Consider the following 25359-nt stretch of genomic DNA (forward strand, 5'->3'; position numbering starts at 1 on the left):
TTTCACTGGAGTGGCTTTTTTATTATCAGAGTTATGCGCTACAGAGTCACTTTTCTTAAATACAATGTCCCGTCCTAAGATAGGTTGACAGTTTTTAGGCCAGCTCCAGTAGCTGGCCTTTTCTATTGTGCACCTGATTAGGGGTTGCCATATTCAAACTCAGATGCGGTCTCATATCGTTGTATATTGCTATCGATTCTCTAACAAGTATCTTCAGCTCCGCAAATGTCCTACATCGGTGCAGTAAAAACTCCTGCTTCAGTATGCCATTCACTCTTTCTGCTAATGCATTTTGGTAGCAATCATAACCATCCGTCATTGACGGCTGGATTTGGCTCGCCTGAAGCGCATTCTGATAAACGGCTGAGCAGTATTGTAAGCCTCTGTCTGAGTGATGCACTGCGTTGCCGATATAGCGCTTATCTTTTATGGCCATTTTTAACGCTTTCACCACACTCTCGGCTTTCATGTCTTTACTCACGTGATGATCGACTATCTTACGCGAACTGGCATCGGTGACCAATGACAGGTAGTGCACACCTTGGTCTGACTCAAGATAGGTGATATCGCTGACCAGTACATGCTCTGCATCATGCAGTCCTTTCTCTTTCAGCAAATTAGGATGCTTCTTCATCCAGTGTTTGCTGAACGTGGTTTTTGTGTAGCTTTTCTTCGGTTTAACCAGTAAACCTTCACTTCTCAAATAGGTAAAGAACCCATCTCGCCCAAGTTTAATATCGTGCTCAACCAGCCTGGATTTTATCAACGTGTAGAGCTTACGGGCCCCTAACCTTGGCATATATTTACGCCAGTACTGGACCCAGTCTTTGATGATCGATAGCTCAGCTCTACGACTTTCCATTCGAGCAACTGCCTGATAAATACCTTGCCTCGACATACCCGCAGCACGACATGCGGCTACGAGGTTTATTTCTCCGTTGCCTTTTGCTTGCCAGACGTACCGGATAAGTACTTTTTTCTGAGGCCTGCTCCATATTCATTGTCCATGATATCAACCATACCATTGAGGATTTTGTTACGCAGTTTCTCTTCTGCTAACTCACGTTCAAGGCGCTTAATAGTTTCGGCAGGGGGTTCTTTTGACTTAGGCATAAGGGGATGTTGAAAAGGTTTCGACCAATCGAGTCTACCATGTTTTCTAAGCCAAACGAGTACAGTTGAACGGCCTTGAATACCAAAACGAGCTTGGGCTTGTTTGTACGTCATTTCGCCTTTTTCAACACGCTCTACAACGCCTAATTTAAAGGCTAAGGTGTAATCTCGTTGTGTGCGCTTACAGCTTGAGTTAATTGATGTTGTCATAAAGAAATCCTCTTTATGTCAACGTATTTCAGGACGAGACACAAGGCATAAAAAAACCTACCGCTTGCGGTAGGTTTTTATTAGCGAATATCCGTAAGGATATTAGAAGTCGTAACGTACACCTACAGAAACTACATTGTCGTCCTTCAGGTCGACTTTAGCTCCACCATTTAGTTCAAAATCACCTTTGTACATGGCATATTGGCCATACACCATAGTTGATTTAGATAAACGGTAATCAGCACCAATGTTAAAGTTTTGGATATTAATGTCTGTATCAGTCACAGCTAGGTTTGCTGTGGTGTCTTTTCTGAAGTCATATCCTGAAAGGTTTTTGAAGTAGCTACCATAACCTGCTTCATCTACACCATATTCAGCTTTCAGGTTAACACCATTCAGATCATAAGCTACGTTTACGAAGTAAGTGTTACCGTCAATTGCACTATTGAAAGTGCTTTCAGAGTTTTGGAATAAACCACCGAGTTTAAATTGACCTAATTTAACTTGAGCCACACCGCGGTATGCATCAACAGTATCGATACCTTTGTTGTATGCAACAGCTAAATAGTAGTTTTGCTCTTTGAACTTGCTATCACCCAAAGTCGCACTTAAAGCATATAAGCTTTCGTTAGTGGTGGCAGTAGTGTCATTATCATCGAATAGGTAAGTAGCGTTTAAAGTCACCAAATTAGCGATTTTTGGTGAGTAGTACCATACGCCATCTGCGCTACGAGTCTGAGCGCTAATTAAACGGTCGATATCCGCGTTGGTGTTACCGAAAAGGTCTACGTTACCTTCAGCTTGTTTGAATACTGTGTCATTACGTCCGAATAATACAGTACCAGCATTAGTTTTTAAACCTAAATAGGTATTACGCGCTTTGAACACATCACCTTTGCTAGAAGTGTTTTCAACTTGGAATTCCATTTGATAAACAACATCATAGCCATCAGCGATTTTCTCAGTGCCTTTAACACCTAACAGAGAGAAGTTGTTTTCTAAGTAAGTACCACTTTCGCCTAAATCAACACCGTTAGTACCAGTTTGTAGAGTCGCACCAGTATCTGTATAGGTTGTCGCAAGCTCTAAACGACCATAGAAGCTTGGGCCTTCGGCTAGCGCACCGAATGAAGCCAGCGCTAATACTGATGCAACTGATGCAGAGATGAATGTCTTTTTCATGTTTTGTGCTCCCTCGAACCTAAGTTCTTATCCATTTTTCATGGTTTTTGTGTGGTTTAACACGTTTGTTACAGAAATAAGTAACAAAGTTGCCGCCGATTTTTACAGTTTTATGCCTTGCAGGCTGTGTCATAGATCAAGTTTTTAGCTCTCCTTGTCTGTATTCGGGGTTTTTTAGGACATTTCCCTATCACTTGACCGAAAATCGGCGTGTAAGAGATAAAATTGTATTTTTGGCATACTACTAAAGAGGTATGCGAAGTGCCGTAGCATATACAGACCGGCGGGCCTAACTGTAGCATATACTAATGTTGTCGCAAGTTTGTCATATACGCGTGAGTTGGTGTTATTGGGTACCGAGTACAATAAAAAAAACAAGTAAAGTTACTTTTTAGCAACAAAATACCTGCGAGGCTGTTGTTTAATGTGTTTAGAATCAATTATTTAGTTGATGTTGCTGTTCTATTATTTAGATATTGTATTAACTCAGCTAGCATAAGCATAACTTCAATGCGATAGCCATGATCCTAGACCATAGTATTAGGACGTATTGACGTTTTGAGGGTGAATTTTATTCGTTATGGCAAGCTCGTGCTTGCGAAACGAGGAATGATTATTGACGAGTAAAGCCGTCAATCAACGTGGGTTTAGCGCTTACACTCGCATTCGCGCAAACATGTCTGCTCAGTGCCTTAGGAAAGCTGAGTGGTTTAATTTAATATCTAGCTGCATCTTTTAGCTCATGGGTTGAGTTTGATTTCGGTTTTTGGCTTAAATCGTTTAGAATCTTCGGCGCATTTTTCATGCATTATGCTGCGTTGGTAAGTGTTTCTCCTCCTTCTCGTTGCGGCTGGGTTCGCTAGATATAATAAGGTAAGTATTGATGACTGAAGCCTATCAAAATCGCTTTGGTGGCATAGGCCGCTTGTACGGGCAAAAAGCGCTTGCGAAATTTGCAGCATCTCATGTCGTGGTAATTGGTATTGGTGGTGTGGGCACTTGGGCGGCTGAGGCATTGGCAAGGAGTGGTATTGGTCAAATTACCTTAATTGATTTAGATGATATCTGCGTGACCAATACTAACCGTCAAATTCATGCGCTTACCTCAACTATTGGCGATTCTAAGGTTGCAGTTATGGCCAAACGGATCCGCGAGATTAATCCTGATTGCCAAGTCAATGAAGTAGAAGATTTTATTACGGTCGACAATCTGGGTGACTATTTACTAGGTTCTCAGTCAGGCGGCAATATTGATTATGTTGTTGATTGTATTGATGCGGTAAAACAAAAAGCAGCGCTTATTGCTTGGTGTAAACGTCAAAAAATCAAGATTGTGACCGTAGGTGGTGCTGGTGGGCAAGTTGATCCAACACAGATCCAACTGACTGATTTGGCTAAGACCTATCAAGATCCATTGCTTGCAAAAGTGCGTAATATTCTTCGCCGTGAATATAACTTCTCCAAAAATGTACAACGTCGTTTTGCTGTGGATGCCGTTTTTTCTAGTGAACAGCTCGTTTACCCTCAAGCTGATGGCTCGGTTTGTAGTACTAAAGCCACCGCCGATGGTAGCATGCGGATGGATTGTGCTTCGGGGTTTGGTGCTGTGACTATGGTCACTGGTACTTTTGGATTTGTGGCGGCGAGCCGTGTCCTTTCTCGGTTGGCACAATTAGCTAACGAATAATCCAATTTGTATGTTTTATTGTTCTAAATATTTTCAAATAGTGAACTCGTGGTGAGTGGTTATCTTAGGCGCATCGCATTGGTTAAGAGGAATGCGAATGTTAAATTGCGCGCCGCCAAGTGAAGAGTCTGCTTGATAGCTCATTGAACCTTTTAACAAGGTGACTGCATTAAAGGCAGCGGATAAACCTAATCCCGTGCCGCCTTTACTTCTATTGGTGGTAAAGAAAGGCTCGAACATATGTTCAGCGACTTCGGGGGGGATTGCGACGCCATTATTTTGGATGCTGATATTCACAAAACCCTGCTCAATACTGGCGGAGATTTGTATCTGATTATCTTCTCGGTCTTGAAATGCATGGGTATAAGCGTTGGACAATATATTACTGACGATTTGGTTTAATAGACTCACATTAGTTTGAATATTTAAGTTGGGATCGACTTGTAGGTCGGTTTTTGCGTTGAGTTTAGGATGCATTATCAAGCTAGACGCTAAAATCTCTTTAAGATGCCTTTGCAGATTGATGCACTGATGCTCTTCGTGGCTGCGGTCGATAGCAATAGTCTTGAATTTTTGAATTAGGCTGCTGGCTTTGGTGATATTACGAACTATAAGCTCACAGCTTTGTTGATACTCGTCCAAAATCGCATTGATTTCGTCTAGTGTCGCGTGCTCACTATGGATAAGCTCAATGAGTTCTTCTATATGATTTAATTGTGCGCTTGCCGCCGTTAAGCAAATACCAATGGGGGTATTAATTTCGTGCGCCACACCAGACACTAATCCTCCTAAGGCGGCCATTTTTTCCTGTTCAACTAACACCTGTTGTGCGCGCTTTAGAGCGGCTAAGGATTGCTCTAATTCTTGGGTTCGCTCTTTAACTTGTCTTGCTAGTTCTTCCTTATAACTACGTTCGAGTTTCAGTAAACGCTCTCTATCTTCTAATGCTGTTTGTAACTCTGCTTTAGAACTTTTCAGTGCTTCAAATGAGTTGCGAAGTTGTCCTTGCATGCTGTTAATCGCATCAGCAACTTGTTTAAACTCATCGATTTTCTCCTTACGTTCAAATTGAAGGGGTTCGAAGTCCGCGTCTAAGTTAATCCGTTTGCAGTATTTACTGAGTTTATCGAGATGTTTAGTGATGTTGTACCAGACTAAAAATAGAATAAATCCAGCGACTAAGAAGGTTTTTATGCCATTGGAGAGTAAAATAAGGATGGCTTTATCGTAAAGGCGGTCATAAATGGCATCCATGTCTACTTGTACTTCTAAAGTACCAACGTTGATATTGTCGGTCGGTGATTTATACACCAGAGGAAAGATTTTATTTAAAGTATGAGTTGGTTTTGGGGTTCCTCCGTTCCACGACTGGCCACTATCATCTTTGATTGAAATGTAGTTAATATCAGGTAGTTGGATGAGACCATTCAGTTGGGTGTTAATCAGTCTTTCATCTATTACCCAAATACTTGCGGCTAATACATCGAGGTTAGCTTTCTCGATATTAGAAAATACCCGATCAATCCGACTAACATCGCCCCGATAATCGCTAATGAGTTGGTAGGCTGTCGTCATTAGCGTGATTAAGGAGCTGAATAGCACAATTGACAAGGTGAGGTGCCTACCAATCGGGCTTTTTATAAATTGACTGAAGAATGTCAGCATCTTAAATAATCTTTATCTGATAGCAAGTTGGATGCTTATAAGCATAGACTCAAGCTTAAAAAATTTCGCATGTTATCCCAGTGAAAAATCCCTCAATATTGAATAAAGCAATGGCATCAAACTTGCTTGGTCTTGGCTAAGTTCAATTTTTTGTCACTGGGATAACACTATGATTAAACTCAAATTCGATTCAGTGAAGTTGTTTAACCCTAAGAAGGTAATGTTTCGGGTTATGCTGTGGCTAATGGTGAGTTGTGCAGTTTTATTGGCGATGCCGTCAAATATTCTTACTTTGCTGGCACTGGATAAGTTTGTACCCGAGCACGCACATTTTGTCGGGCTTGGACTTATTATCTCGATCGCGTATTTTTTAACTCAGTTATTGAACTTGGGATTAGATGAGTCGATTCGTCATTTAAGTGATAAGCGCATCACCGAGACCATTGAAGCAAAAGTTAATTTGCTGGATCGTGCAGAGCGAGCATTATTACGAGAATTCTTTTTGCAAGGAGCCACTATTTTGACATTGCCGCAAAACGAACCCGCGGTCAAAAGTTTGCTCAGTGCCTGTATCCTCGAATGTTTAGGTAATGAACGTCATTACGCAATCCAAGGGCCCACAGCAGACTATAAAATTTCGATGAAAGCACGTATCTACTTAAATCGGGGCGTTTTACGTTTACCTGCAGGGGAACCAAGTGAAGAAGAAATGCAACATCTGATTAAAGCGCGCCCGCAGTTTCTCAATGGCTTAGTACAAAACCGTAAACACGCTGCTTAAGTGTAGCGTTGGCTCTAACTCGAAATTACAGGCATAAAAAATGGGGGTTAATGGAACCCCCATAACAACGTGCAATTTTTACAAGCTACAATGAACAGAATAACAATTTGGAAGCAAAAACTACGATTGTTGCGCTGACTTCACGATAAACATCCAAGTGATATAAGAAATTATCCCTATAGTGCTAAAGATAACGATCATTGAAAGTAAACCAATTGGGTTACCGAACATTAAATCTAACCAAAATGCCATGATTGAAATCCTCTTTCTTGTGAAGTCATCCATACACTAGCGCTCTTACTGTCAGCAAATACTGATCCTGATCAATAAAAAATCGACGTCCCAAAACAATCTTGTAACCAAAGATTAACCCTGTGATCTACCTCAAATTTAGCGGGTGATGAAATTTTATCAAACTCAATCTTTTGGGCTTTGTTTCTTACTTCATTCGGGACTAGTCTTAAGAGTAGTAACTATTAAGTGGTACCAAGAACAAGGTATTTGCTAATCCGTTTTAGCATTGATTGAAGTTAGACTGCATTTTTGAAGGAGCCAAAAATGGCTAGCACCACTGTTAAAAAGGGCACTATGGGATATGGTATTATTTTCGCTCCTATGGTCTTACTTTTATATCCCCTTTATTGTTTGCTTAGTAGCGCGCATTGGGTTGCAACCTTATGTTTAATCGCACTTGCCCTTATTCTATTTTTTAACATTAACAAACTTATCCGTAATCTGAGGCACCTCGAGCGTGCGGCTCATCACTTGGGTGACGGTGATTTGAGTTACCAGCTTGATGAGAAAGATGCGGGAGTGTTTCACACTGTCGTTCACAGCATCAATCGCATGGGCGAAGATGTGAGTCGTACTATTCTATCTCTAGTTGATACCAGCGAATGGATGAAGAAGGTCGCCACCGACATCAAGACGATTAGTGAGCAGGCAAAACAAGGCGTTTTGGAGCAAGAACGTCAAACCGAGCTTGCGGCAACGGCCATGACCCAGATGGTTTCAACCGTACAAGAAGTGTCACACAATGCGGCTAATACCGCGCAAGCCGCTGATATTGCGCAGACTTCAGCTAAACATGGTGATGAAGTCATGGGCGCTATTGTCAATAAAATCAGCGATATGACTTCGCAAATTCACCAAACAAAAGCAGTGATTGAACACCTTGCCGCCGATACGAATAGCATTAGCAGCATTATTGAGACTATCTCGCAAGTGGCCGAACAAACCAACTTATTGGCTCTTAATGCGGCGATTGAGAGTGCTCGAGCGGGTGAGCATGGCCGTGGATTTGCGGTTGTTGCCGATGAAGTCCGTAATTTGGCAAAACGTACCTCAGAGGCGACCGCTGAAATTCAACAGCAGATAACCGCATTACAAAAGGGCGCTCAACAAGGGGTTGAAGTGATGTTAAAAAACGTCACTATCGCCGACGAAACCGCCTTGATGGTAGAGAAAGCGCATCAATCTTTGGGTGAAATTGTCACTCACGTTGAAAGCATTACGGATATGTCTCATCAAATTGCCACTGCATCGGAAGAGCAGCATGCCGTTGCAGAGGAAATTAACAAAAATATCAACGCGATGGCTGAATTAGCGTTGAAAAATGCACATCATACTAATCTAACCAATCTATCTAGTCTTAAGGTTTATAATATGTCTCAGGAGATTGGTTCACTGCTACATCGTTTCCATGTGGATAAGCAGCTATTTACCTCTAATCAAGCCCAAAGCCAACTATTTGTAAAATGGGGGCCAGAACTTGATATCGGTATGCCGGAGATTAACCGCCAGCATCAACGCTTAGTCTCTCTTGTTAACGAATTGCACCGTACCTTAAGCGAAGCCTATGGCCTCGAAGCGATTAAACGGATTGTTCAAGGACTTGTGGATTACACCGCGAATCATTTTTCCTATGAAGAAGAGTTGTTTGCTCGTTTTGGATACCCACAAACTATTGCCCATAAGGAGAAACATGCGCAGCTTGTTGGTCAAGTGCTTGATTTTCAAAAGCGGGTTGGTAGAGGTGAAGATGTGGCTGACGAGTTAATGGCATTCTTAAAATCTTGGTTGGTTAACCATATTCAAAAAAGTGACAAGGAATATACGCAGTTTTTACTCTCCCATGGCGCTGAGTAGATTAAGATGCTGCTTTAAGAGTCATCGAGCAATATGCAAGGTAAAATTAATAGACGCCGGATTTTTGAGCGGTTAAAACTAATTTGCCAACAAGGTCTTTAAAAGGGCTTGCCATTGTCTTTGGCAAAGGTATAATTCCCACCACTTAGAGCCAGCTAGTTGTTTTTATTAGCTCTAAGTATTGATAATGCCAGAGTGGTGAAATCGGTAGACACAGCGGATTCAAAAGTCACTGCGTTACGATATTAAACTTCACTAAGCTGTTGTTATTAAGAGTTAATTTGAAATAATTAACACGCAAAAGCCTTGCAAAGATTTGCAAAGTTTTTGAAGCTCCAAAGTTGTGCCAGAGTGGTGAAATCGGTAGACACAGTGGATTCAAAATCCACCGCCCTTAAAAGCGTGACGGTTCGAGTCCGTCCTCTGGTACCATACAAATAGCCGACATTAAGTCGGTTTTTTTGTATCTAAAATTCAGCATTGTTAGATACTTACCGCTTTATGTCCAGCTTTTTGTTGGTACACATATGCCCTTCAAGTTCCACCACTCCGCACATACCGATCTAGGTTAGATCTTTAATCGTCGTGGTTTTCCCATTTTCCATTACCGACTTGATCCCGTTGTCCCTTGCTGCGGTACTCGAATACATTTGGCTAGTGCCAATGATCTGATGGTTCGCTGCTTTTAGGTTGAAGTACGGCTTATCGTTTTTCGCCACTTCTTTGGCATATCGGGCTTCGATAGGAGAGTTGGTTTGAACGGATTCGATACCATTCATGGCACCACTCTTACCCGTGTAGAGTTCGCTGGTGAGGATGACTTCTCCGTTACCAGCCTTAAGCACAAACTTAAATTGATCGTTACTGCTTTTGCTTAATTCATACCATCCTGACATGGGGTTGCTCCTTCTTCTTTAAGGCATTGCATAGCGCAAGCGAGGAAACCATTTCCTGCTCGTGCCTCAGTCTAGTCGACTTTATCTGGTTTGATATGTGCCGATGCCACATTTTTGAGTGTTTTGATGGTTAGTCTGTCGAAATGCTGACATTAAAAACGTCCATTTCCTGCCAGTAACACAAGAAGTTTTGCTCCCAAATGGGATAAAGCTCTGCTGCCGCTTCAATCACTAACAAGCCACTAATGGACTGAAATACGCCGCAGCTAAAATCAAAGTCCAGCTCTTTCACTAATTCCCATTGTCCCGCATAGCCGACATAGCAAAAGTCGGTGATGTAGCATAATTGCCACTGCTCATCACCTTTCTCTAGCCTGATTTCCACGGGATGAAAGCCGCCCGTTTGTGGACTGTAATCAGGGTCGCGAAAGTTAATGGTGACAGCGTTGCTATCAATATTTTTCACGAGTTCTGCCAGTGCTTGGGCAAAGACAGGTGACACGGGTAATGGTAGGTCAGTATCAATGGTTTTCATTATTTAACCCTCAAAAGTGGCAAAACAAAGGGGGCATCATGTCCCCCTGTTGGTATGGAATGTGGGTGATGTGAGTTGTCACTTACTGGCTTTCGAGCTGGCTTTATCGGTGGTGGGCTTATCGGTTTTGGCCTTCTTACCTATCTTGGGTGCGGGGGCGAGTAACTGCTCGTCCAACTCGCCTTTCTCCACGGCATCAATGACCACCTTAATCACTGCTGGCAAGTTGGCCTTTTCACCCACATCAATAGCAGGGCAGCCTTTTTCCAGTTCGATGGGTTTGTTACTAATCCGCACTTCAAAGTAGTAGTGCTCGTTGCTGTCATAGAACCAAGGTCGGACGATGTAACGGCGGCGAATTTTCTTACGCTCACCAGTCTCTGGGTCTTTAACCGAGCGCTCTTTGTAGGCTTCAAATTCACGGCCTTCAATCATGCATTCGGCTAGCGACAATTGCTGGTCTAGCTTATCGAGTAGCTTCATTCGTTTGCCGAGCACAGGTGGCTTAGGGGCAATTTCAGGGCGAGCGATTACCTTGAGAGAACTCAATACTGTGGTCATGGTGTGTTTCCTTTAGTGGGTGTTAGCGGATAAATCCGATACGGGGTTGCCCTTGTTTGCGGCTGTTCTCAGTGGTGAGTAGCGCAAGGGCGGTTGCGCGGTGGTCGCGCTTGGGTTCAAAACGTTGGCGTCTTGCTAAAATGGCAAAGTCGCCGGGCGTTAATTGGTTTAGGCTGTTTAGGGTTGAGACTTCTTCATGGGTCAGGCGTTTAATGCCAAGGACTTGCCGATACAGCGCTTGGCGTTGGTCACTCGTTAAATAGTCACATGCCAACTTGAAATCAAAGCGGCGCATGACCGCACTATCAATACTGGCAAGCGCATTGGTTGCTGCGAACACGGGCAGGGTGTTGCACTCAAGCTGTGATAGCAGTTCGTTAACCAGTTGCACTTCATGCATCGCTTGAGCGCTATCGCGTTTGCTGAGCAAGCTGTCGACTTCATCAATGAGCATCAGCTTTTGCTGTCTATGTGCTTCTCTGAAGAGCCTAGCGATGTTCTGCTCGCTGTCCCCGACATACTTACTGAGCACATCAGAGCATTTGATGTGCATCAGCTCAAAGCCGTGGGTGTCGGCTAAGTGATGTACCCATGCTGTCTTGCCCGTACCAGGGGGACCACTCAGCATCACCCTAATCGGCATGGCCTGCTTAACCGCATGATTAATCGAGGCCAGTGTTTCTACGGTAGTCATACTTGCTGCTTCATCACTGCCCTTGAAGTTGACCATGTTGCTATCAAACGCCAGTTCCCCTTGATACTTTGGCGGCGGCGCTTCTTCACCACAGGCTTCTAGGGTGGCATCAATCACTTCATCAATCAGGACTTCCGCCTTGGCACCTTTGAGCTTGAGTGTCATCGCCACATGGGCAGCATTACCAACCATGGCGGGGGTGACATTAGGCTTTTCTGCCAGTAGCAGGTGATAGTCCTGTGACACTTTAAGCGGTGTTAGTAAGTGCTCATTAATGGCATAGGCAAAGGGTTCATCGGGTACAGGGACTTCCATCACCAACTTAAAACGGCGAATAAAGCTGGGTTCTAACAAGCCAACATGGTTGGTTATCCAAATGGCAGGGACAGGGTTTTGCTCTAACGCCTGCATCAATTGTTCTTTGGAATACTGTTCATCGGCTTGCACAAATAATGCTTCACACTCATCGACCAGCAACAAGCTGTCATTGCTGTGAGCCAGTAGACCTTGTAACAAGTTCAGGTGAGCAAGGCGTATGCTGGTTGCCTTTGCGATGTTGTCATTTCGGTATTGGCTCTCGATTAACTGCTGGCTTTGGACTTCCAGTAGATTACGCTTAATCGTCTTTGCCAATGTCCGAGCCAGCTCCGTTTTACCTGTACCTGCTTTACCATAGAGCAGGATATTGACGCCTACCGAGGGCTTTTGAGTAATGGCCTCAAGGTAGTTAGCCAGTAAGTCAGTGTTCACATGCCCAAATTGCGACAAGCTAAATTGTGCCTCGGGGCTTTTGCTGAGCATTGGGGCTAAGAAGTCGACCGCGCTCGTTAACTTCTGCGATACTAAAATGGATACCAGTACGCTTGGGAACAGCAATCGATAAGGTGCATCCAAGGTCGCTTCTGCAATCAGTTGGTAACGCTCGAACACCGCTAACTGCGACAGGATGACCTCTAAATCAAGGGTTGTCTTAGCCTGTAGCATTCGTTCAAGTACATCAAAGTCATCATCAATCAGGAATTCGGTTAACTCCCTGAGTCCGGCATTGGCATTGATGACAATCAAGAACTCAACTACAGGTTGCATCTGCGGCATTAAGCCAAACAACTGACCAAGAAACTGCGCATTATGCTTAACCGTTGCCGTGTTGAGCGGTGCGCGGTCTTTGCTTGGTAGCTTGAGTGATGCATCTTCTAGGCTCAGGCGAAGAAACGGCTCTATCTGCTCGCCTGTGATTGCGCCCAGTATCGAAGATGGCACTTCCTTATCGACGGTAATGAGGTCAAAAATCAATGCTTCACTAAACTGCGAGGCGAGGTAGTGGCAATGATTGGCACGCCATTTACGGGGGGATTTTGCACGCTTTAGCATCTTGTTTTCCCGCCCCGTTCATTCGGTGCTGACACATAGTTCAGGGTGGCAGCGGCTTCACGCATAAACGCATCACCGCGTTTGTCGTAAATAGTGGTGGTACTGATATCCGCATGGCCGGCCATTTGGCGCACGGTGTTGATATCAACATTTTGCTCCAGTAGCCGAGTAATAAAGGTGCGACGTAAATCATGGGGTGATGCACCCATTACGCCGATATCTCCCAACTTGTCTTTGACTAACCGATAGAGCGCATCCTGACTCACGGGGCGGTAATGGACGATAATGCCAGTCGTGCGACAGTGGCAAATGAGTGGCCCCAATTGCATCTTGCGCACGTTGAGCCAAGCGATGACATGCTGTTCAACCCAATCGGGTAAGAACAGAATACGGCTCTTATTACCTTTACCCGCAACCACCTTAATCGTTGATGTTGAACTGTCATAATCAGCGAGCATCAGTGCCGCAAGTTCACTACGGCGCAGCCCCGTTCCGAGGAATAGCGCAAAGATAGCTAATGTACGAAGCCCATACGTGTCTTGGCGTTTGGAAAGTAAGGCGAGCAGCTTAGTGACTTGCTCAGCACTCAGGGGATTACCCTGATGGGCACCGTGTTTCATGTTAGCGATGCTATTGATATGCGCGACTTGCTGCATATCCGCTTCACCCATTAAGGCCGCAACTTTGACGATACTCTTAATCGCGGTCATCGCACGGTTAATCGAGCGCGCCGACCACTGCTCGTGGATAAGCAATGCGCGTATCTGCATCGCTTGTTGATAGTTAATGCTGCTGAGTTGCTTGCCTATCGCTTCGTCAGGCCAGTCCATCAGCTGTGCAATGCTGTGCATCTGCGAAGCAATCGAGCGCTGACTGTTGGGCGCAAGACGGCTCAAATAGAGCGCATAAGCAGTCGCTGTAGTCATAGATAACTCCAGTAAGAATCAGATTGATATGTTGCTAGGGGATTGAAACAGAAGGGAATAGTGATACCACACTGTAAGCGTATGGTATCACAAGTGCGGCTATTTTTCAGCCGCTGTTTTTGACACGGTTAGGTTGGCTAAGCTTTGGGCGATATGATGCACTTTCGTAACTTACGCAGCACTTTCTCTTGCATCAACTTAAACTGTTTACGATTAATAAACATTGCATGACGCTGAAGCATTTCACTCCGAGCCATAAAGGCGGTTTCATCGTACTCATTTTTCAAATAAACCATTAGACCATCTCTAAGTGCTAATTTGCGTTCTGCCTCATTTAAATTGCTGAGTATGTCAGGGTTATAGATTTCGACAGATTTAAACAAGTGACTCATTTTATGTAGGTCTTGCAGCAACAAAGTGCTTCCAGACTGCTGGGGGCGGTAGACGTTTTCATATCGTGAGATGGATAAGGGGTTACCGTCTTCATTAATGAGCATCGATAGCCTATTCTTGGCCTGTTTATGCGACTTCTCTAACAACTTTTCTGACTTACTATAAACAACGATGTGGCTATCACCTTGCTTGCAGATGTACATCGTTTGAACAAAGCGCATTTCCTTATGCTCATGCTGACTGTGGTTACTAAAATGTTTAACCTTTGGCTTATCTACAATCACTAAGGGTGTTGAAACACACAACAAATCTATGGCGACATCACAACGAGTGACCTTAGCGTTTTGCATCTTTGCCTTATAGTCCTTAATGCACTTAGAACGCTTAAGTTGATAGAAAAACTCATTAATCTGTTTGGGCGTAAACCTCGCAGGAATAAGCTCAAATCTTAGCTTATTGTGCTTGGTGGCACGACTTTTAGCGTTATCACCAAAGAAAATGCGTATCTGTGCGGTCTTATCAGTCTTTAATGAGAATGTCAGTACATCACTATAGAATTGGCCATTCTGGCGCTTAGTTTTTTTCTTAGAGCACTTGAATTGAGTGCTTTCATAGATAGACGGAAATTGACGGTATAGCTCATTCATCTCATCTTCAGCCACATCCACAGTAATATGCAGTTTATCGATGATGGGATAACACGCCCATGCCTGTGGATTGGCTAATTGAGATGCAAGCAAAATACTCTGAAGGTGCAGGCCTTTCGCGCTATCAGAGACATAACCTACAGTGGCATGTTGCAATGCGTATTTCAGCGCTTTTGTGTCCATCACGTTTAGCGCTGTATGCTCGGCTAGACGTAGGTGCATAGACTTAGAGACAAACGCATTATGGCTAACACGATACTGAGGGATGGCTTCTAGATAGTTATCTGGTGTAATGTGAATATCATTGTTAGTGTTATCTAAGTACTTAGAACTATTAGACATAGTACTATTAATGATTGATTTAGATGATTTGTGTTTCATTAGAATTCTCTCTGTAAACTGTTAAATAGAGGGGAGGTGTCCCTCCCCATCACAAACCGAATTAATCAACGATATTGACAATTACCTGCCATTTTTCAGAGGGACGTCCGGTCTTCTTGTTGGTATTTACAGATTTAATAACCCCTTCATTGACCAGCACTTCCAGTGCCTTTTTGGCTTTGTCGTTGTCATTTTTGATCCCAGCCCAATTGCGTTGAGTGATATCACGAGTAGTGAAGCAGCGATCTTTATCCATGAGCTTGTTGAGGTTTTTCAAGATTTTCAGTGCATTTTGCATTTTTGGAGTTTTAGAACCCCAAAGTTTTTTTAAATGCATCAGGTAGTGTTTTGCCCAATGTATTGCCATACGGATATCAGTACTTTCGAGTGTTTTGAGTGTGAAAAGTGACTTTGGATCCTTTTCGTATTGACGTAATACCGCGCATATCAGTGTGATGCTCAACACCATATCGGGGTACTTTGAGAGTTTGTTTTTAACATTTTCAGAGACAGCATCCGATTTTTGCTGCTTAGCTAAACTAACCTTGAATTTTTCAAAGATTGATTTTGCTTGATCAGATAAACTGACTTCGATGAGCTGGTCTTGTGCTGTGGTATAAAGTATAAAGAGCAGCTTTTTTAGTTTTTTAAGCACTTCATCCCGTTTTACATTATCTCCGGTATACGGTTCCAGATATTTTGAGTTTGGATAGGCAATACATTGTAGGCGATCGAGATAACCGTCGTTGGCGATCTTCTCCTCTAATACTTTGCTGATCAGCTTTTTAATCACGCTTGGCTGTGTTGTGCCTATGATTGAAGCAACTGGTGGGCGCACAGAATGATTGCGCTTGTTAGCAGTGACATTGGTATAGTTGCTTTTGCCATCCATTGTTTCGATTAAGTAGCGACGAATGTTTCCATTTTTGCGTTCAAATATGTCTTCTAAAAAGACGGCTAGTTCATCTTTGTAAATTAAGACAGGAACAGCTTGATTAGCAGCTATCTGCATCAAGCCTTTTAGTGTCACGTCTTGTACTGTCAAAATAGTCGAGTAGATGGGCTTTGGTAACTCAACACACTGTTCCAAGACACTATCCAGTTCCTCGCGGATCTCTTCGGCCTTTTTAGAGTGAGGCGGAAAATTGTGTAGCATGTCATTAAGTCGACGAGCTTCATTTTTGAAATAACTATTATCCAATTGCTGCTTGATTAAATTTTTTTCGAAGACCTTTGACTTCTCTGCGAATTCCTCTGCCAATTGCAATTGGATATCATTAATGATTTGCATTAATAATTGTGATGGAGCAGATTTATTACTCCCTGGTTCAGCAATAATGACACCTGAAAGATTAGGGGTTACTAAGTAAGTTTTATTGTCGGCATAGGGGCGGATGCGGAACATATTGGAGATAGCACAGCTAAGGACGCAGTGCATCCCAGCAGCAGCAAATTCAATGCATGAGGCTGAGGCAAACGAGATAGACTTCACTAGTTCTAGGCCAAACTTTGGAAGCTTGTCTTCTACCACTAATGGCTTTGTTGGGTCGTAAACAATGTATTCGAATGTGGATATTGAATAGTCTTGAATACCCTTTACTAAATTGCCTTTTAAATTTTTAGTCTTTGTGATGGCCTTTATTTTTGGCTTCTTCGGTGGTGTGATTTTCTTTGTTACCTTACGCAGCTGATTCTCCTTGTTTTTACCTTGTTGCACTTGGGATTTAGAGTGATTTTTTTGTTTCTTCATGGTGTGCTCCTCTAGAAAGTTACCCGACTATTAACACATGAGGCATGAGTAGAAGTTAGGTACAGTCATATTCCCTTAGAATCCATGCTGTATCCTAAGTCAGGAGTCTATAAGTATTTGTTAAATATTTATCTTATTGTTTTTAATCATTTAATTAGTAAAATTGCATACATCTTGTGTTCTTTTTGATGAATGATAGTATAGTTGAGCACTTAGCCAAATGAATGGGCGTACTAACAGTTATAGAGAGGAAAGTTATGGCTGATATAGGTACAATTGAAAATCCAATAATTCCTGTCCCTGAGTCAATTACAGAAAAGAAACAGGAAAATTCAATTTATATGGCAAGGTTCTTGCTGGATTACTACTCTGATTTCCAATATTCAGAAGGAAGTGAGGCTGCTGAATTATCTGATTTGAAGTATGAAAAAAACAGTGATTACTTTTGCTCAAATGTCTATTCTAATTCATTTTTGAAAATCAATGAGATAAAGATAGCTCTCTTTTTATATAACAGATTTAACTCTAGATATTTTTTAGGTGAAGTCTTTTCTGTTTCTAGGAAAAATATTCGAAGAAATAAAAATGGTTTAGGTGGAGGTATTAATGTTGGTGAGTTAGGTTATATCATAATAGGACATGAAGATGCTCCGTCTAAGGAGGCTATTTTCGAATTTGAGGAAATTGAATGTCTAACAGATTTGGTTAGGTGTGAGCTGGATATTAGAATTAGTGAGTCTAGACTTATAGAGGTTTTGAAGAGATTACACAGTTTTTCATATATTACAATGACAAATATTAATTGGTATAATACTAAGTATGGTGTCGAATATCTAAGACGAATGTTAAATAATAGCCATTATGATTTAGATGATGTTAGGGAGCTTATTTCAGGAAGATCAGTACTGAAATATATTAGAATTTGTAAAAGAATGGTTCATTCTGATATGAGTTATCATTGGCTCCTAAAGGCTAGAATAACTGATAATTCATAGAATGCTTAGAGGTACCTACCCCTTGATGCTGCTCATTATTGTGCCGATATCCTTGGCGAAGACTACAAATTTGCTAAAAATGTAATTGAAGGCTGCCTTCTCAATAAAGTGGAATACCTTAAGGATCGCTATGATAATGACTGTGAGTGGTGAAATATACGCCAACACATATTCAGACTAGATGTGACACTGTTGTTGCATTTCAGTTCTGTTGTTATGGTGCTGAAAGTCGTCTGGTGAAGTACGCGATTCAGTGAATTTTTTACTCCAAAGAAAGTTTTGTATATTAGTAACGTCTATACAGACAAAAAATTAATTACGATGCACCAATCCTACTTGAACTAAGGTAAAACTATACTAATGTCATATCGATAAATGGTATTTTGATTCTGCGCTAAGGATGGCTAACCTATGGTTTTCAGACCTATACGTGTTCTTGTAGCGACAGCTGCGTTAACCATTTTCGGTTATGCTGCTATGTTTTTATACTCCCTAACTCAGCCTCAATGTATTGATGACTTGTCGGAGGTTTCCGATGTTGCGTTGCTCAGAGCTAAGCAGGGCGACACTTCACCAATGCACATCAGTGCTGCATTCGATAAAGAAAAGAACCAATGGTGTTATATCGAGGTCGTTCAATAGATCTTGCTAGCTGCTATTCTGCGATTATAATCACTGTATATATTGACAGTGGTTCATTGCAATGCGTGTTATCCCTATTCCTGCCCGTGCTGGCATTACAGGTTTTGAGTCACCTGCGGCTGAATACACTCAGCTAGGTCTAAGCTTGGATGAGCTACTGGTCGACCACCCAAGCTCAACTTTTATGGCTTATGCCCTAGGGGACTCGATGCAAGATGTCGGCATCTTTGATGGTGATATTCTCATTGTTGACCGCCACGAGACTGTGCGAAATGGCGATGTCATTGTAGCCAATTTAAATAGGGAGTTTGTCTGTAAAATCATTGATATCCCCCGCCGTTTACTGCTTTCCTCTAATCAGCAACACCAGCCCGTCATTATTCATGAATACGACGAGTTTAGTATTGAAGGCGTTATCACTCGTTCTATTCGTTGCCACCGTAAAAGTCCTGTATTGAGTAAAAAATTGGGTAAAAAGTAGATGTTTGCGCTAGTCGATGCCAATAGCTTTTACTGTAGTGCGGAACAAGTATTCCGACCTGATTGGCGTGGTAAGCCTGTTGTTGTGCTCAGTAATAATGATGGGATGATTGTTGCTGCCAATAGGCAGGCAAAAGAGGCGGGTATTCAGAAGTTTGTGCCTTACTTTCAAGTCAAAGCGCAGTGTGCGGAGCGTGGTGTGATTGCGTGTTCATCTAATTATGAACTGTATGCTGACTTGTCGAGCAAGATGATGGATATCATTGGCCGCTTTGCGCCTGAGCAGCATGTCTATAGCATTGATGAAACGTTCCTGTCGTTTAAGAACTGCTATCCAGCAATAAAATGCCTACATACTCAAGGTCAATTAATAAGACGAGCAGTGTGGAAAGAAGCTCGCTTGCCAGTTTGTGTGGGAATTGCGGAAACCCTGACCTTGGCAAAACTGGCTAACCATGCTGCTAAGAAGATTGAGGGTTATAAAGGGGTTTGTGTTATCGACAATAACCAAGACCGAACCGCTATTCTAAAGCAGCTAGCAGTAGGTGATGTTTGGGGAATTGGGCGCAGGATTAGTGCAAAGCTTGAACTGATGAATATCCGTACTGCGTTTGACCTAGCGAACATGCCAGCGGGGTTAGCCCGTAAACAGTTCAGCATTGAAGTCGAGCGGACAGTACGAGAGCTTAACGGCCAAGTATGCAAGGTGTGGGATGAAGCGAGAGCTGATAAGAAGCAGATATTCTCGACAAGAAGCATGGGGGAGCGCATTGCTGATTTTGAATCGTTACTCCAAGCACTGAGCAAGCATGTGGGGATTGCAGCAGCTAAAGCACGTAAGCAAGGCTCAGTTTGCAAGACGATGCTGCTATTTGCGAGTAACTCACCCCATGATGAGCGGCCTGTTAGCTATAAAACCGTGGTGCATTTCCCCTGTCCGACGAACTGTACGATAGAGTTGACGAAAGCAGTTTGTGAAGCCGCCCCCAAGCTATTTCGCGAAGGTGTACGCTATTACAAGATAGGCGTTGGTTTGATTGATTTAGCGAGCGAGAAACACAGCCAATTAGACTTGTTCAATCCACCGACAGCAAAGCCAGCACTGATGCTTACACTCGATCACATTAACCAACGCTATGGCAGTGATACTCTGTTTATCGCGGTTCAAGGCATAGAGCAAAAATGGGCAATGCGGAGGGATTTGCTGACGCCTCAATACACGACTAAGTGGCGAAGTATGCCGATCGTTAAGTGCTAACGAGGATATGCCCCAAAGCCGTTTCAAAGTTAAAAATGCATGTAAAGCTAATGTGATGATGTTACTTTCAACCTAGAAGTCATGTTCCTACTCTCTTTCAAAAACCAGCCAGTATGCTTGTCAGGATTACCCCCTCAAAACTAAATGGAATGACCGATAGCTAAAAGCTGTCAGCCTTATAGTTGTAAGCATTGGAGAGGATGTGGTACGAGTATCAGCCTTAATGCGAGGCCAAGATACTGTCAATCAAATTAAAAAATTAGTCTAAAGTGAGCGTAAAAGAATGAGAAAGCTGAAAATTTATCAAGGAATTATCTATCAAACTGTATAAAACCGCTATCACAAAAAAGCAAATTCCTATAGCATCATCTATACCAATTGACGTAGATGTGGCTGTGACTAACTGTAACAAGTATTTAATACCCTGAAGATAATGAATAAATACTTTAACTCTTGGAGCTAGTATGAAGTTTTACTTTTACCCAACTGACGAAGAGAAATTTAAAGCTGATGCATTGAGCAACTTTGTCAGGACAATAGCTTTCAATGAGCGCTCTGGTGAAGTCGAGGTCAGCTTCATACGGCAAGTAAATACTCTATGGCAGCAAACGTGCAAGAATAATATTGAGACAGACCATCGAATTAAAGAACTTAGTGGTGAGCATTTTCAAGTATATAGTTGGGTTGTCAATAGTAAATCTGACTTTCAGTTGCCAGCATTTTCACTGTTGGAAAGTAAGTGAGAAATGACAAGTTTTGGCCATTTGTAGGTCACTGCGATGCTCACAGGTTTGCGCTCATGTACGTGTTTATATTTGAAACTGGTTAGCTTAACGGCAAGATACCATCTGTTTGATTAATAGAGTATTGTTGAATCATTGACGTGAGATTTTAAAGGCTAATTATGAATGTTATAATATTTGATAAAACTAAAGACGGAGTAATTGATAGTGTTGTCGCAACAGGAAAAACAACATATCGTTACGCGATTGATAATCTTTACCCATTAATTGACCGTTTTTCTGCTCAACGAAAAACTCAAGATAAAAAATTCTATGCACGCTTGGAAAGAGATATTCTTGATAAATGTCTTATGCCCCCTCTAACCATTGCATTTGTAGAACCGAATTTTGAAATAACGGACGAAGCTGATATTGCTAGATATATTGAAGAAAATATCAATTCTGGTTATGTTTTGGATGGCATTCAGCGCTTAAGTACGTTAAATCGTGCAAAAGATAATGAACGTTTTGATGATACTCAGTCACTATATTTAAACGTCATTATATCACCTAGTGAGGATAAGTTGTTGTATCGAATGATAACTCTTAATAATGGCCAAAAACCAATGACGCCAAGGCATCAAATAGAGATCCTTACTCAAGAGTTATTTGATTTCACTGATGTGAATTTGGATGTTCAAACAGAAAAAGAAAGAGGGAAATCTATTATTAAAGATGCTTTTGATTTAGGAGACTTATCAAAAGCATATCTGGCATTTTTGACTGATTGTGTAAATAATGATAATAACAAGATCATTGGTGAAAAAATGGATCAGATCATTGTTGGAAGAATAATGGATAAGCAACCGACTGCTGAAGATATAGACTTTAAGCAAGTAATTAAGCTTATTGAAAAACTTTCTGAGAACGATTTGACAAAAAAATGGTTGAAAATTGGGAATAATTTGATTGGTTTCTCTGTAGGTGTTAAGGCTTCTTATGATGTGATTATTGATGTTTCTCCTGATGAATTCTCTGCATCAATTAATTTATTTGAGGCAGCATTTAAAGCAATTAATCCATCAAAAGTAAATTTAGGTAAGTTTAGGCGTGAGTTATCGCGAAACTATATTGAAAACTATGCGGAATACTCTGAGTTTGATGAGATGGAATTAGTTGAGCATTTCATGGAGTTAACTTCTTAATGCCTTTATATGAAACATTCAGTTATAAGGATAACTTGCCATTACGTTTTATTGGGCAGCTTCCAGAAAAGTTGAAGATTACAAATAATAGAGACCCAGAAATTTTGCTCATAATTCGTCTTTTGTCTGGAAATGTGACGTTGACTCATAATTATACAAGTAAAACAATAAAAAGTACGGTAAATTATTTTTCTAGCGACTTATCTAAATTTAGAAACTGGGGAAAAGAATTTCCTACATACTTTTCAGAAGATGTAAAGGCGAATGATTTAGCATTATTTATCGATAATAAGAAGTATGAGAACAGAGGTTTTTATTCTGTAATACTTTCAGAATTGTCTCATTTTATTTTACATACAAATAGAAAATCTCATACTTCTGCTTTTATTTATATTTATAGAATTTTAGAAAAAATATCTTATTCTTTCCCTTTGATTTACACATCAAAAACACAAGATTTTCAGCGTTCATTTAATAATCTGAAAGAATTGTTTGTTGGCGATTCTGAAAAGAAGGAATTAGGTTTTTTTAAAACATTCATCGACATTATTTATAGAGGTGATAGTATATCAAATACTTCGGTAGATATTAACTTTATTGCATCTGATGATGTTAAGTCTCAAATTTTTAATGAGGTTAAGAAAGTGATTTCAACCGATTTTATTCATGAGTCTACACTTGAGCCTGATAGACTTTCAATAAAGTATTGTGAAATGGGTAGCTTCATAATTAGTATTAGGAATAGGTTCTTTCATAACCTTAATGGTGGCGCTAAAAATATTGAAAGTGGTAAAGTTATTGACTCTGATGAATTATTTAAATTTATAAACCCAATGGCAATGTATTGGATAGCTATGGTGTTTTTAGAGGTTATATCATTCAGCTTGTCAGAATACCAAAACCATCGCCGAGCAGCCTCTGTATAACAACTATATGGCGTCAATAAGTATTTTTAAACATTTTATATTCCTTATTACGCCAACTCTTTGCATCGAAATTTGTATCACAACAATCTCGAAAATTGGTCTTGATGGCCAACTAAACAGTTGGCCACTACATTTTGGATAATAGCAAGCATGGAGCTAGAAATGGAATTTGATGAATTTGATTTTGATCCTTTAGATGAAGAACTAGCAGAGATTGATCGTATGGCCGCCTTAACGAATGAAGCTTTTGAATGGTGGATTGTATTACTCGATCTAAAATCTCTAACAGAACAGTTTCAAAATAATTTACGATCACTGAAACAAGGTGCAATTATCCCAACAAAAGAGTTGATAAGAGAAGATAATTCATTTCTTTATGGGACTTTACTTTCTGGAGTTATTTCTGCATATGAGGGCTTTGTACACGACTTGCTAGATGCATGTCTTAGGAAGGATGCGTTTATGGATAACGCAATAGCCAATATTTCAAAGTTAGATCCAAAGGATCAAGGCTATTTGAAAATAAAAAAAAACGGAAACGCTAAAGATTTTAAGATAAAATTAAGAGAAACTACACTTCACGATCCAATCAAGGTTGCAAGGATAGCTGAGGCTTTATTTGGGCTTCCATTTCCAAAGCCAAGTAATGGGTTAATTATTAAAATATTAGAAATCAGAAATGCTTTTACACATAATAATGGGAAAGTAAAAGATGAAAAAATAATACTAACTATAAATGATTTTCTTAGTGCGCTTGATATTTTTGATGAGATAGTAATAGCTTATTTAAACGAGTTAGTTAACGCTGGGAATTATTTTATGGAACAAAACAAGCAAGTTTAATTTAACAAGTAAATTGTATTAGTTCAGACTAGATCTGACACATCATCTTGAAAAGATGAGAGTTAACCGTTTTGATAAAGGTGTCGAAACTTAATCAAAGCAAAAAGGTAACTCTCATGCTTCATATTAACAATCCCATCATTAAACACAAAGCTGGTTTACTCAATCTCGCTGAAGAATTGGGAAACGTGTCTAGAGCTTGTAAAATCATGGGGCTTTCCCGTGATACTTTCTATCGCTATCAAGAACTGGTTGAAAACGGCGGTGTTGAGTCGTTGATTAATCAGTCCAGAAGAACACCTAACCTCAAGAATCGTGTTGATGATGTAACTGAAAATGCCGTCTTAACACATGCTATCGCATTTCCTGCCCATGGGCAGTCTCGCTCTAGTAACGAACTTCGAAAACAAGGGATATTTGTCTCCGCTAGTGGCGTGCGCTCCATTTGGTTACGGCATGGCTTAGAGAACTTCAAAAAGCGATTAAAAGCCCTCGAAGCCAAAGTCGAGCTAGAAGGGATAATCCTTTCGGATGAACAAGTTGCCGCCCTTGAGCGTAAGCAGCAAGACGATGAAGCCTGTGGTGAAATTGAAACGCATCATCCAGGTTATCTCGGCTCACAAGATACCTTTTACGTTGGTAGTCTTAAGGGCGTAGGCAGGATTTATCAGCAAACCTTTGTCGATACTTACAGCAAAGTTGCTTTCGCGAAACTGTATACCACGAAAACCCCAATCACCTCGGCCGATTTACTCAACGACAGAGTATTACCGTTCTTTGAAACACAGGCGCTGCCCATGTTGCGCATTTTAACTGACAGAGGAACCGAATACTGTGGCAAAGTGGAACAGCACGACTATCAGCTGTATTTAGCGATTAACGATATAGAACACACTAAGACGAAGGCGCGACACCCGCAAACGAATGGGATCTGCGAACGGTTCCATAAAACTATTTTGAATGAGTTTTATCAGGTTACTTTCCGAAAAAAACTGTACGGTAACATGGAGGAACTACAAAAAGATCTGGACGAATGGCTGGCTTATTACAACAATGAACGAACCCATCAAGGTAAAATGTGCTGCGGCAGAACACCACTGGCCACATTAATAGATGGGAAACGGTTTTGGGCTGAAAAGAATTTAGCTCAAATCTAAACTGACAGTGGCACCCTAAAAAATGGGCAACTGTCAGATCAGGTCTGAGCTAGTACAAGTAAATCAAGGTGACGCTTACGTTGCACCTTCCTTAGAGAAGACGCTTTCATGAGCATAACCGTTGGTGGTGCCCATTAGGGACTTTGAAATGGTCCCCTAATTTTAAACTTTTGACCCTCGCCATACTTATC

General features: G+C 41.4%; 23 protein-coding genes and 1 tRNA gene. 13 read left to right on the plus strand and 11 right to left on the minus strand.

Features of this window, described 5'->3' with window-relative positions; all coding sequences use genetic code 11:
• Window positions 1-94: 94 nt before the first annotated feature.
• A protein-coding gene (locus HG547_RS04305; RefSeq protein WP_169547092.1) for an IS3 family transposase occupies window positions 95-1323 on the minus strand; the annotation gives its coding sequence in 2 pieces (ribosomal slippage) (window positions 95-972 and window positions 972-1323; 1230 coding nt in all).
• 102 nt (window positions 1324-1425) lie between these two features.
• Entirely contained in the window at window positions 1426-2505 is a 1080-nt protein-coding gene (locus tag HG547_RS04310) for a porin (RefSeq protein WP_169547093.1), read from the minus strand.
• Between the two features lie 883 nt (window positions 2506-3388).
• On the opposite strand from HG547_RS04310, the gene tcdA reads away from it, so the two are divergent.
• Complete coding sequence (gene tcdA / locus HG547_RS04315; RefSeq protein WP_047539345.1) at window positions 3389-4192, plus strand: tRNA cyclic N6-threonylcarbamoyladenosine(37) synthase TcdA; 804 nt, start codon at window positions 3389-3391, stop codon at window positions 4190-4192.
• Between the two features lie 33 nt (window positions 4193-4225).
• On the opposite strand, the gene HG547_RS04320 is transcribed toward tcdA, so the two are convergent.
• Entirely contained in the window at window positions 4226-5857 is a 1632-nt protein-coding gene (locus HG547_RS04320) for an ATP-binding protein (RefSeq protein WP_169547094.1), read from the minus strand.
• 169 nt (window positions 5858-6026) lie between these two features.
• On the opposite strand from HG547_RS04320, the gene HG547_RS04325 reads away from it, so the two are divergent.
• A complete protein-coding gene (locus tag HG547_RS04325) occupies window positions 6027-6638 on the plus strand; it encodes a superinfection exclusion B family protein (protein ID WP_047540754.1) in 612 nt (203 codons plus the stop codon).
• A gap of 120 nt (window positions 6639-6758) precedes the next feature.
• On the opposite strand, the gene HG547_RS04330 is transcribed toward HG547_RS04325, so the two are convergent.
• Complete coding sequence (locus HG547_RS04330) at window positions 6759-6890, minus strand: DUF3149 domain-containing protein (protein WP_011715898.1); 132 nt, start codon at window positions 6888-6890, stop codon at window positions 6759-6761.
• 306 nt (window positions 6891-7196) lie between these two features.
• On the opposite strand from HG547_RS04330, the gene HG547_RS04335 reads away from it, so the two are divergent.
• A complete protein-coding gene (locus tag HG547_RS04335; protein WP_169547095.1) occupies window positions 7197-8786 on the plus strand; it encodes a bacteriohemerythrin in 1590 nt (529 codons plus the stop codon).
• Window positions 8787-9131: 345 nt separating this feature from the next.
• Window positions 9132-9218: transfer RNA gene (locus HG547_RS04340), tRNA-Leu, on the plus strand.
• A 131-nt stretch (window positions 9219-9349) separates the two neighbouring features.
• Here HG547_RS04340 and HG547_RS04345 read toward each other — a convergent pair.
• The 7 genes from HG547_RS04345 to HG547_RS04375 all read right to left on the minus strand — a co-directional run bounded on the left by HG547_RS04345 (window position 9350) and on the right by HG547_RS04375 (window position 16940).
• The gene (locus tag HG547_RS04345) at window positions 9350-9682 is read right to left on the minus strand and encodes a YegP family protein (protein WP_011073636.1); all 333 of its coding nucleotides are present in this window, start codon (window positions 9680-9682) and stop codon (window positions 9350-9352) included.
• A gap of 130 nt (window positions 9683-9812) precedes the next feature.
• Window positions 9813-10217, minus strand: coding sequence for a DUF2787 family protein (locus HG547_RS04350; protein WP_169547096.1), 405 nt, complete (start codon window positions 10215-10217; stop codon window positions 9813-9815).
• A 78-nt stretch (window positions 10218-10295) separates the two neighbouring features.
• Complete coding sequence (locus tag HG547_RS04355; protein ID WP_169547097.1) at window positions 10296-10778, minus strand: hypothetical protein; 483 nt, start codon at window positions 10776-10778, stop codon at window positions 10296-10298.
• A gap of 22 nt (window positions 10779-10800) precedes the next feature.
• Window positions 10801-12843 (minus strand): AAA family ATPase, encoded by a 2043-nt coding sequence (locus HG547_RS04360; RefSeq protein WP_169547098.1) that lies wholly within the window; start codon window positions 12841-12843, stop codon window positions 10801-10803.
• The gene (locus HG547_RS04365; protein WP_169547099.1) at window positions 12837-13769 is read right to left on the minus strand and encodes a site-specific integrase; all 933 of its coding nucleotides are present in this window, start codon (window positions 13767-13769) and stop codon (window positions 12837-12839) included. The genes HG547_RS04360 and HG547_RS04365 overlap by 7 nt, the downstream gene beginning before the upstream one ends.
• Window positions 13770-13906: 137 nt before the next feature.
• A complete protein-coding gene (locus tag HG547_RS04370; RefSeq protein WP_169547100.1) occupies window positions 13907-15190 on the minus strand; it encodes a hypothetical protein in 1284 nt (427 codons plus the stop codon).
• A 61-nt stretch (window positions 15191-15251) separates the two neighbouring features.
• Window positions 15252-16940 carry a DUF3987 domain-containing protein gene (locus HG547_RS04375; protein ID WP_169547101.1) on the minus strand — a complete coding sequence of 563 codons (1689 nt, stop codon included), beginning with the start codon at window positions 16938-16940 and terminating at the stop codon, window positions 15252-15254.
• A gap of 257 nt (window positions 16941-17197) precedes the next feature.
• On the opposite strand from HG547_RS04375, the gene HG547_RS04380 reads away from it, so the two are divergent.
• The 9 genes from HG547_RS04380 (at window position 17198) to HG547_RS04420 (ending at window position 25168) form a co-directional block, all read left to right on the plus strand.
• Window positions 17198-17935 carry a hypothetical protein gene (locus HG547_RS04380; RefSeq protein ID WP_169547102.1) on the plus strand — a complete coding sequence of 246 codons (738 nt, stop codon included), beginning with the start codon at window positions 17198-17200 and terminating at the stop codon, window positions 17933-17935.
• A 411-nt stretch (window positions 17936-18346) separates the two neighbouring features.
• Window positions 18347-18577 carry a hypothetical protein gene (locus HG547_RS04385; protein WP_169547103.1) on the plus strand — a complete coding sequence of 77 codons (231 nt, stop codon included), beginning with the start codon at window positions 18347-18349 and terminating at the stop codon, window positions 18575-18577.
• A gap of 61 nt (window positions 18578-18638) precedes the next feature.
• Window positions 18639-19058: a translesion error-prone DNA polymerase V autoproteolytic subunit gene (gene umuD, locus HG547_RS04390; protein ID WP_169547104.1), complete on the plus strand. Its 420-nt coding sequence runs from the start codon at window positions 18639-18641 to the stop codon at window positions 19056-19058.
• The gene (locus HG547_RS04395; protein ID WP_169547105.1) at window positions 19059-20315 is read left to right on the plus strand and encodes a Y-family DNA polymerase; all 1257 of its coding nucleotides are present in this window, start codon (window positions 19059-19061) and stop codon (window positions 20313-20315) included.
• 464 nt (window positions 20316-20779) lie between these two features.
• Complete coding sequence (locus tag HG547_RS04400; RefSeq protein WP_169547106.1) at window positions 20780-21058, plus strand: hypothetical protein; 279 nt, start codon at window positions 20780-20782, stop codon at window positions 21056-21058.
• A 161-nt stretch (window positions 21059-21219) separates the two neighbouring features.
• Entirely contained in the window at window positions 21220-22242 is a 1023-nt protein-coding gene (locus HG547_RS04405; protein ID WP_211164544.1) for a hypothetical protein, read from the plus strand.
• Window positions 22242-23168: a hypothetical protein gene (locus HG547_RS04410; RefSeq protein WP_169547107.1), complete on the plus strand. Its 927-nt coding sequence runs from the start codon at window positions 22242-22244 to the stop codon at window positions 23166-23168. The genes HG547_RS04405 and HG547_RS04410 overlap by 1 nt, the downstream gene beginning before the upstream one ends.
• A 162-nt stretch (window positions 23169-23330) precedes the next feature.
• Window positions 23331-24011 carry a hypothetical protein gene (locus tag HG547_RS04415; protein WP_169547108.1) on the plus strand — a complete coding sequence of 227 codons (681 nt, stop codon included), beginning with the start codon at window positions 23331-23333 and terminating at the stop codon, window positions 24009-24011.
• A 116-nt stretch (window positions 24012-24127) separates the two neighbouring features.
• On the plus strand, window positions 24128-25168 hold the full coding sequence (locus tag HG547_RS04420; protein ID WP_169547109.1) for an IS481-like element ISShes15 family transposase: 1041 nt from the start codon (window positions 24128-24130) through the stop codon (window positions 25166-25168).
• The last annotated feature ends 191 nt before the right edge of the window (window positions 25169-25359 follow it).

This window comes from Shewanella sp. DNRA4, from assembly GCF_012843185.1.
Taxonomy (GTDB): Bacteria; Pseudomonadota; Gammaproteobacteria; order Enterobacterales; family Shewanellaceae; genus Shewanella; species Shewanella xiamenensis.

Excerpts from the sequence above, each read along its gene's own strand:
- HG547_RS04310 (WP_169547093.1), bottom strand. The coding sequence starts at position 2,505 with ATGAAAAAGACATTCATCTCTGCATCAGTTGCATCAGTATTAGCGCTG.
- tcdA (WP_047539345.1), top strand. The coding sequence starts at position 3,389 with ATGACTGAAGCCTATCAAAATCGCTTTGGTGGCATAGGCCGCTTGTAC.
- HG547_RS04320 (WP_169547094.1), bottom strand. The coding sequence starts at position 5,857 with ATGCTGACATTCTTCAGTCAATTTATAAAAAGCCCGATTGGTAGGCAC.
- HG547_RS04325 (WP_047540754.1), top strand. The coding sequence starts at position 6,027 with ATGATTAAACTCAAATTCGATTCAGTGAAGTTGTTTAACCCTAAGAAG.
- HG547_RS04330 (WP_011715898.1), bottom strand. The coding sequence starts at position 6,890 with ATGGCATTTTGGTTAGATTTAATGTTCGGTAACCCAATTGGTTTACTT.
- HG547_RS04335 (WP_169547095.1), top strand. The coding sequence starts at position 7,197 with ATGGCTAGCACCACTGTTAAAAAGGGCACTATGGGATATGGTATTATT.
- HG547_RS04345 (WP_011073636.1), bottom strand. The coding sequence starts at position 9,682 with ATGTCAGGATGGTATGAATTAAGCAAAAGCAGTAACGATCAATTTAAG.
- HG547_RS04350 (WP_169547096.1), bottom strand. The coding sequence starts at position 10,217 with ATGAAAACCATTGATACTGACCTACCATTACCCGTGTCACCTGTCTTT.
- HG547_RS04355 (WP_169547097.1), bottom strand. The coding sequence starts at position 10,778 with ATGACCACAGTATTGAGTTCTCTCAAGGTAATCGCTCGCCCTGAAATT.
- HG547_RS04360 (WP_169547098.1), bottom strand. The coding sequence starts at position 12,843 with ATGCTAAAGCGTGCAAAATCCCCCCGTAAATGGCGTGCCAATCATTGC.
- HG547_RS04365 (WP_169547099.1), bottom strand. The coding sequence starts at position 13,769 with ATGACTACAGCGACTGCTTATGCGCTCTATTTGAGCCGTCTTGCGCCC.
- HG547_RS04370 (WP_169547100.1), bottom strand. The coding sequence starts at position 15,190 with ATGAAACACAAATCATCTAAATCAATCATTAATAGTACTATGTCTAAT.
- HG547_RS04375 (WP_169547101.1), bottom strand. The coding sequence starts at position 16,940 with ATGAAGAAACAAAAAAATCACTCTAAATCCCAAGTGCAACAAGGTAAA.
- HG547_RS04380 (WP_169547102.1), top strand. The coding sequence starts at position 17,198 with ATGGCTGATATAGGTACAATTGAAAATCCAATAATTCCTGTCCCTGAG.
- HG547_RS04385 (WP_169547103.1), top strand. The coding sequence starts at position 18,347 with ATGGTTTTCAGACCTATACGTGTTCTTGTAGCGACAGCTGCGTTAACC.
- umuD (WP_169547104.1), top strand. The coding sequence starts at position 18,639 with ATGCGTGTTATCCCTATTCCTGCCCGTGCTGGCATTACAGGTTTTGAG.
- HG547_RS04395 (WP_169547105.1), top strand. The coding sequence starts at position 19,059 with ATGTTTGCGCTAGTCGATGCCAATAGCTTTTACTGTAGTGCGGAACAA.
- HG547_RS04400 (WP_169547106.1), top strand. The coding sequence starts at position 20,780 with ATGAAGTTTTACTTTTACCCAACTGACGAAGAGAAATTTAAAGCTGAT.
- HG547_RS04405 (WP_211164544.1), top strand. The coding sequence starts at position 21,220 with ATGAATGTTATAATATTTGATAAAACTAAAGACGGAGTAATTGATAGT.
- HG547_RS04410 (WP_169547107.1), top strand. The coding sequence starts at position 22,242 with ATGCCTTTATATGAAACATTCAGTTATAAGGATAACTTGCCATTACGT.
- HG547_RS04415 (WP_169547108.1), top strand. The coding sequence starts at position 23,331 with ATGGAATTTGATGAATTTGATTTTGATCCTTTAGATGAAGAACTAGCA.
- HG547_RS04420 (WP_169547109.1), top strand. The coding sequence starts at position 24,128 with ATGCTTCATATTAACAATCCCATCATTAAACACAAAGCTGGTTTACTC.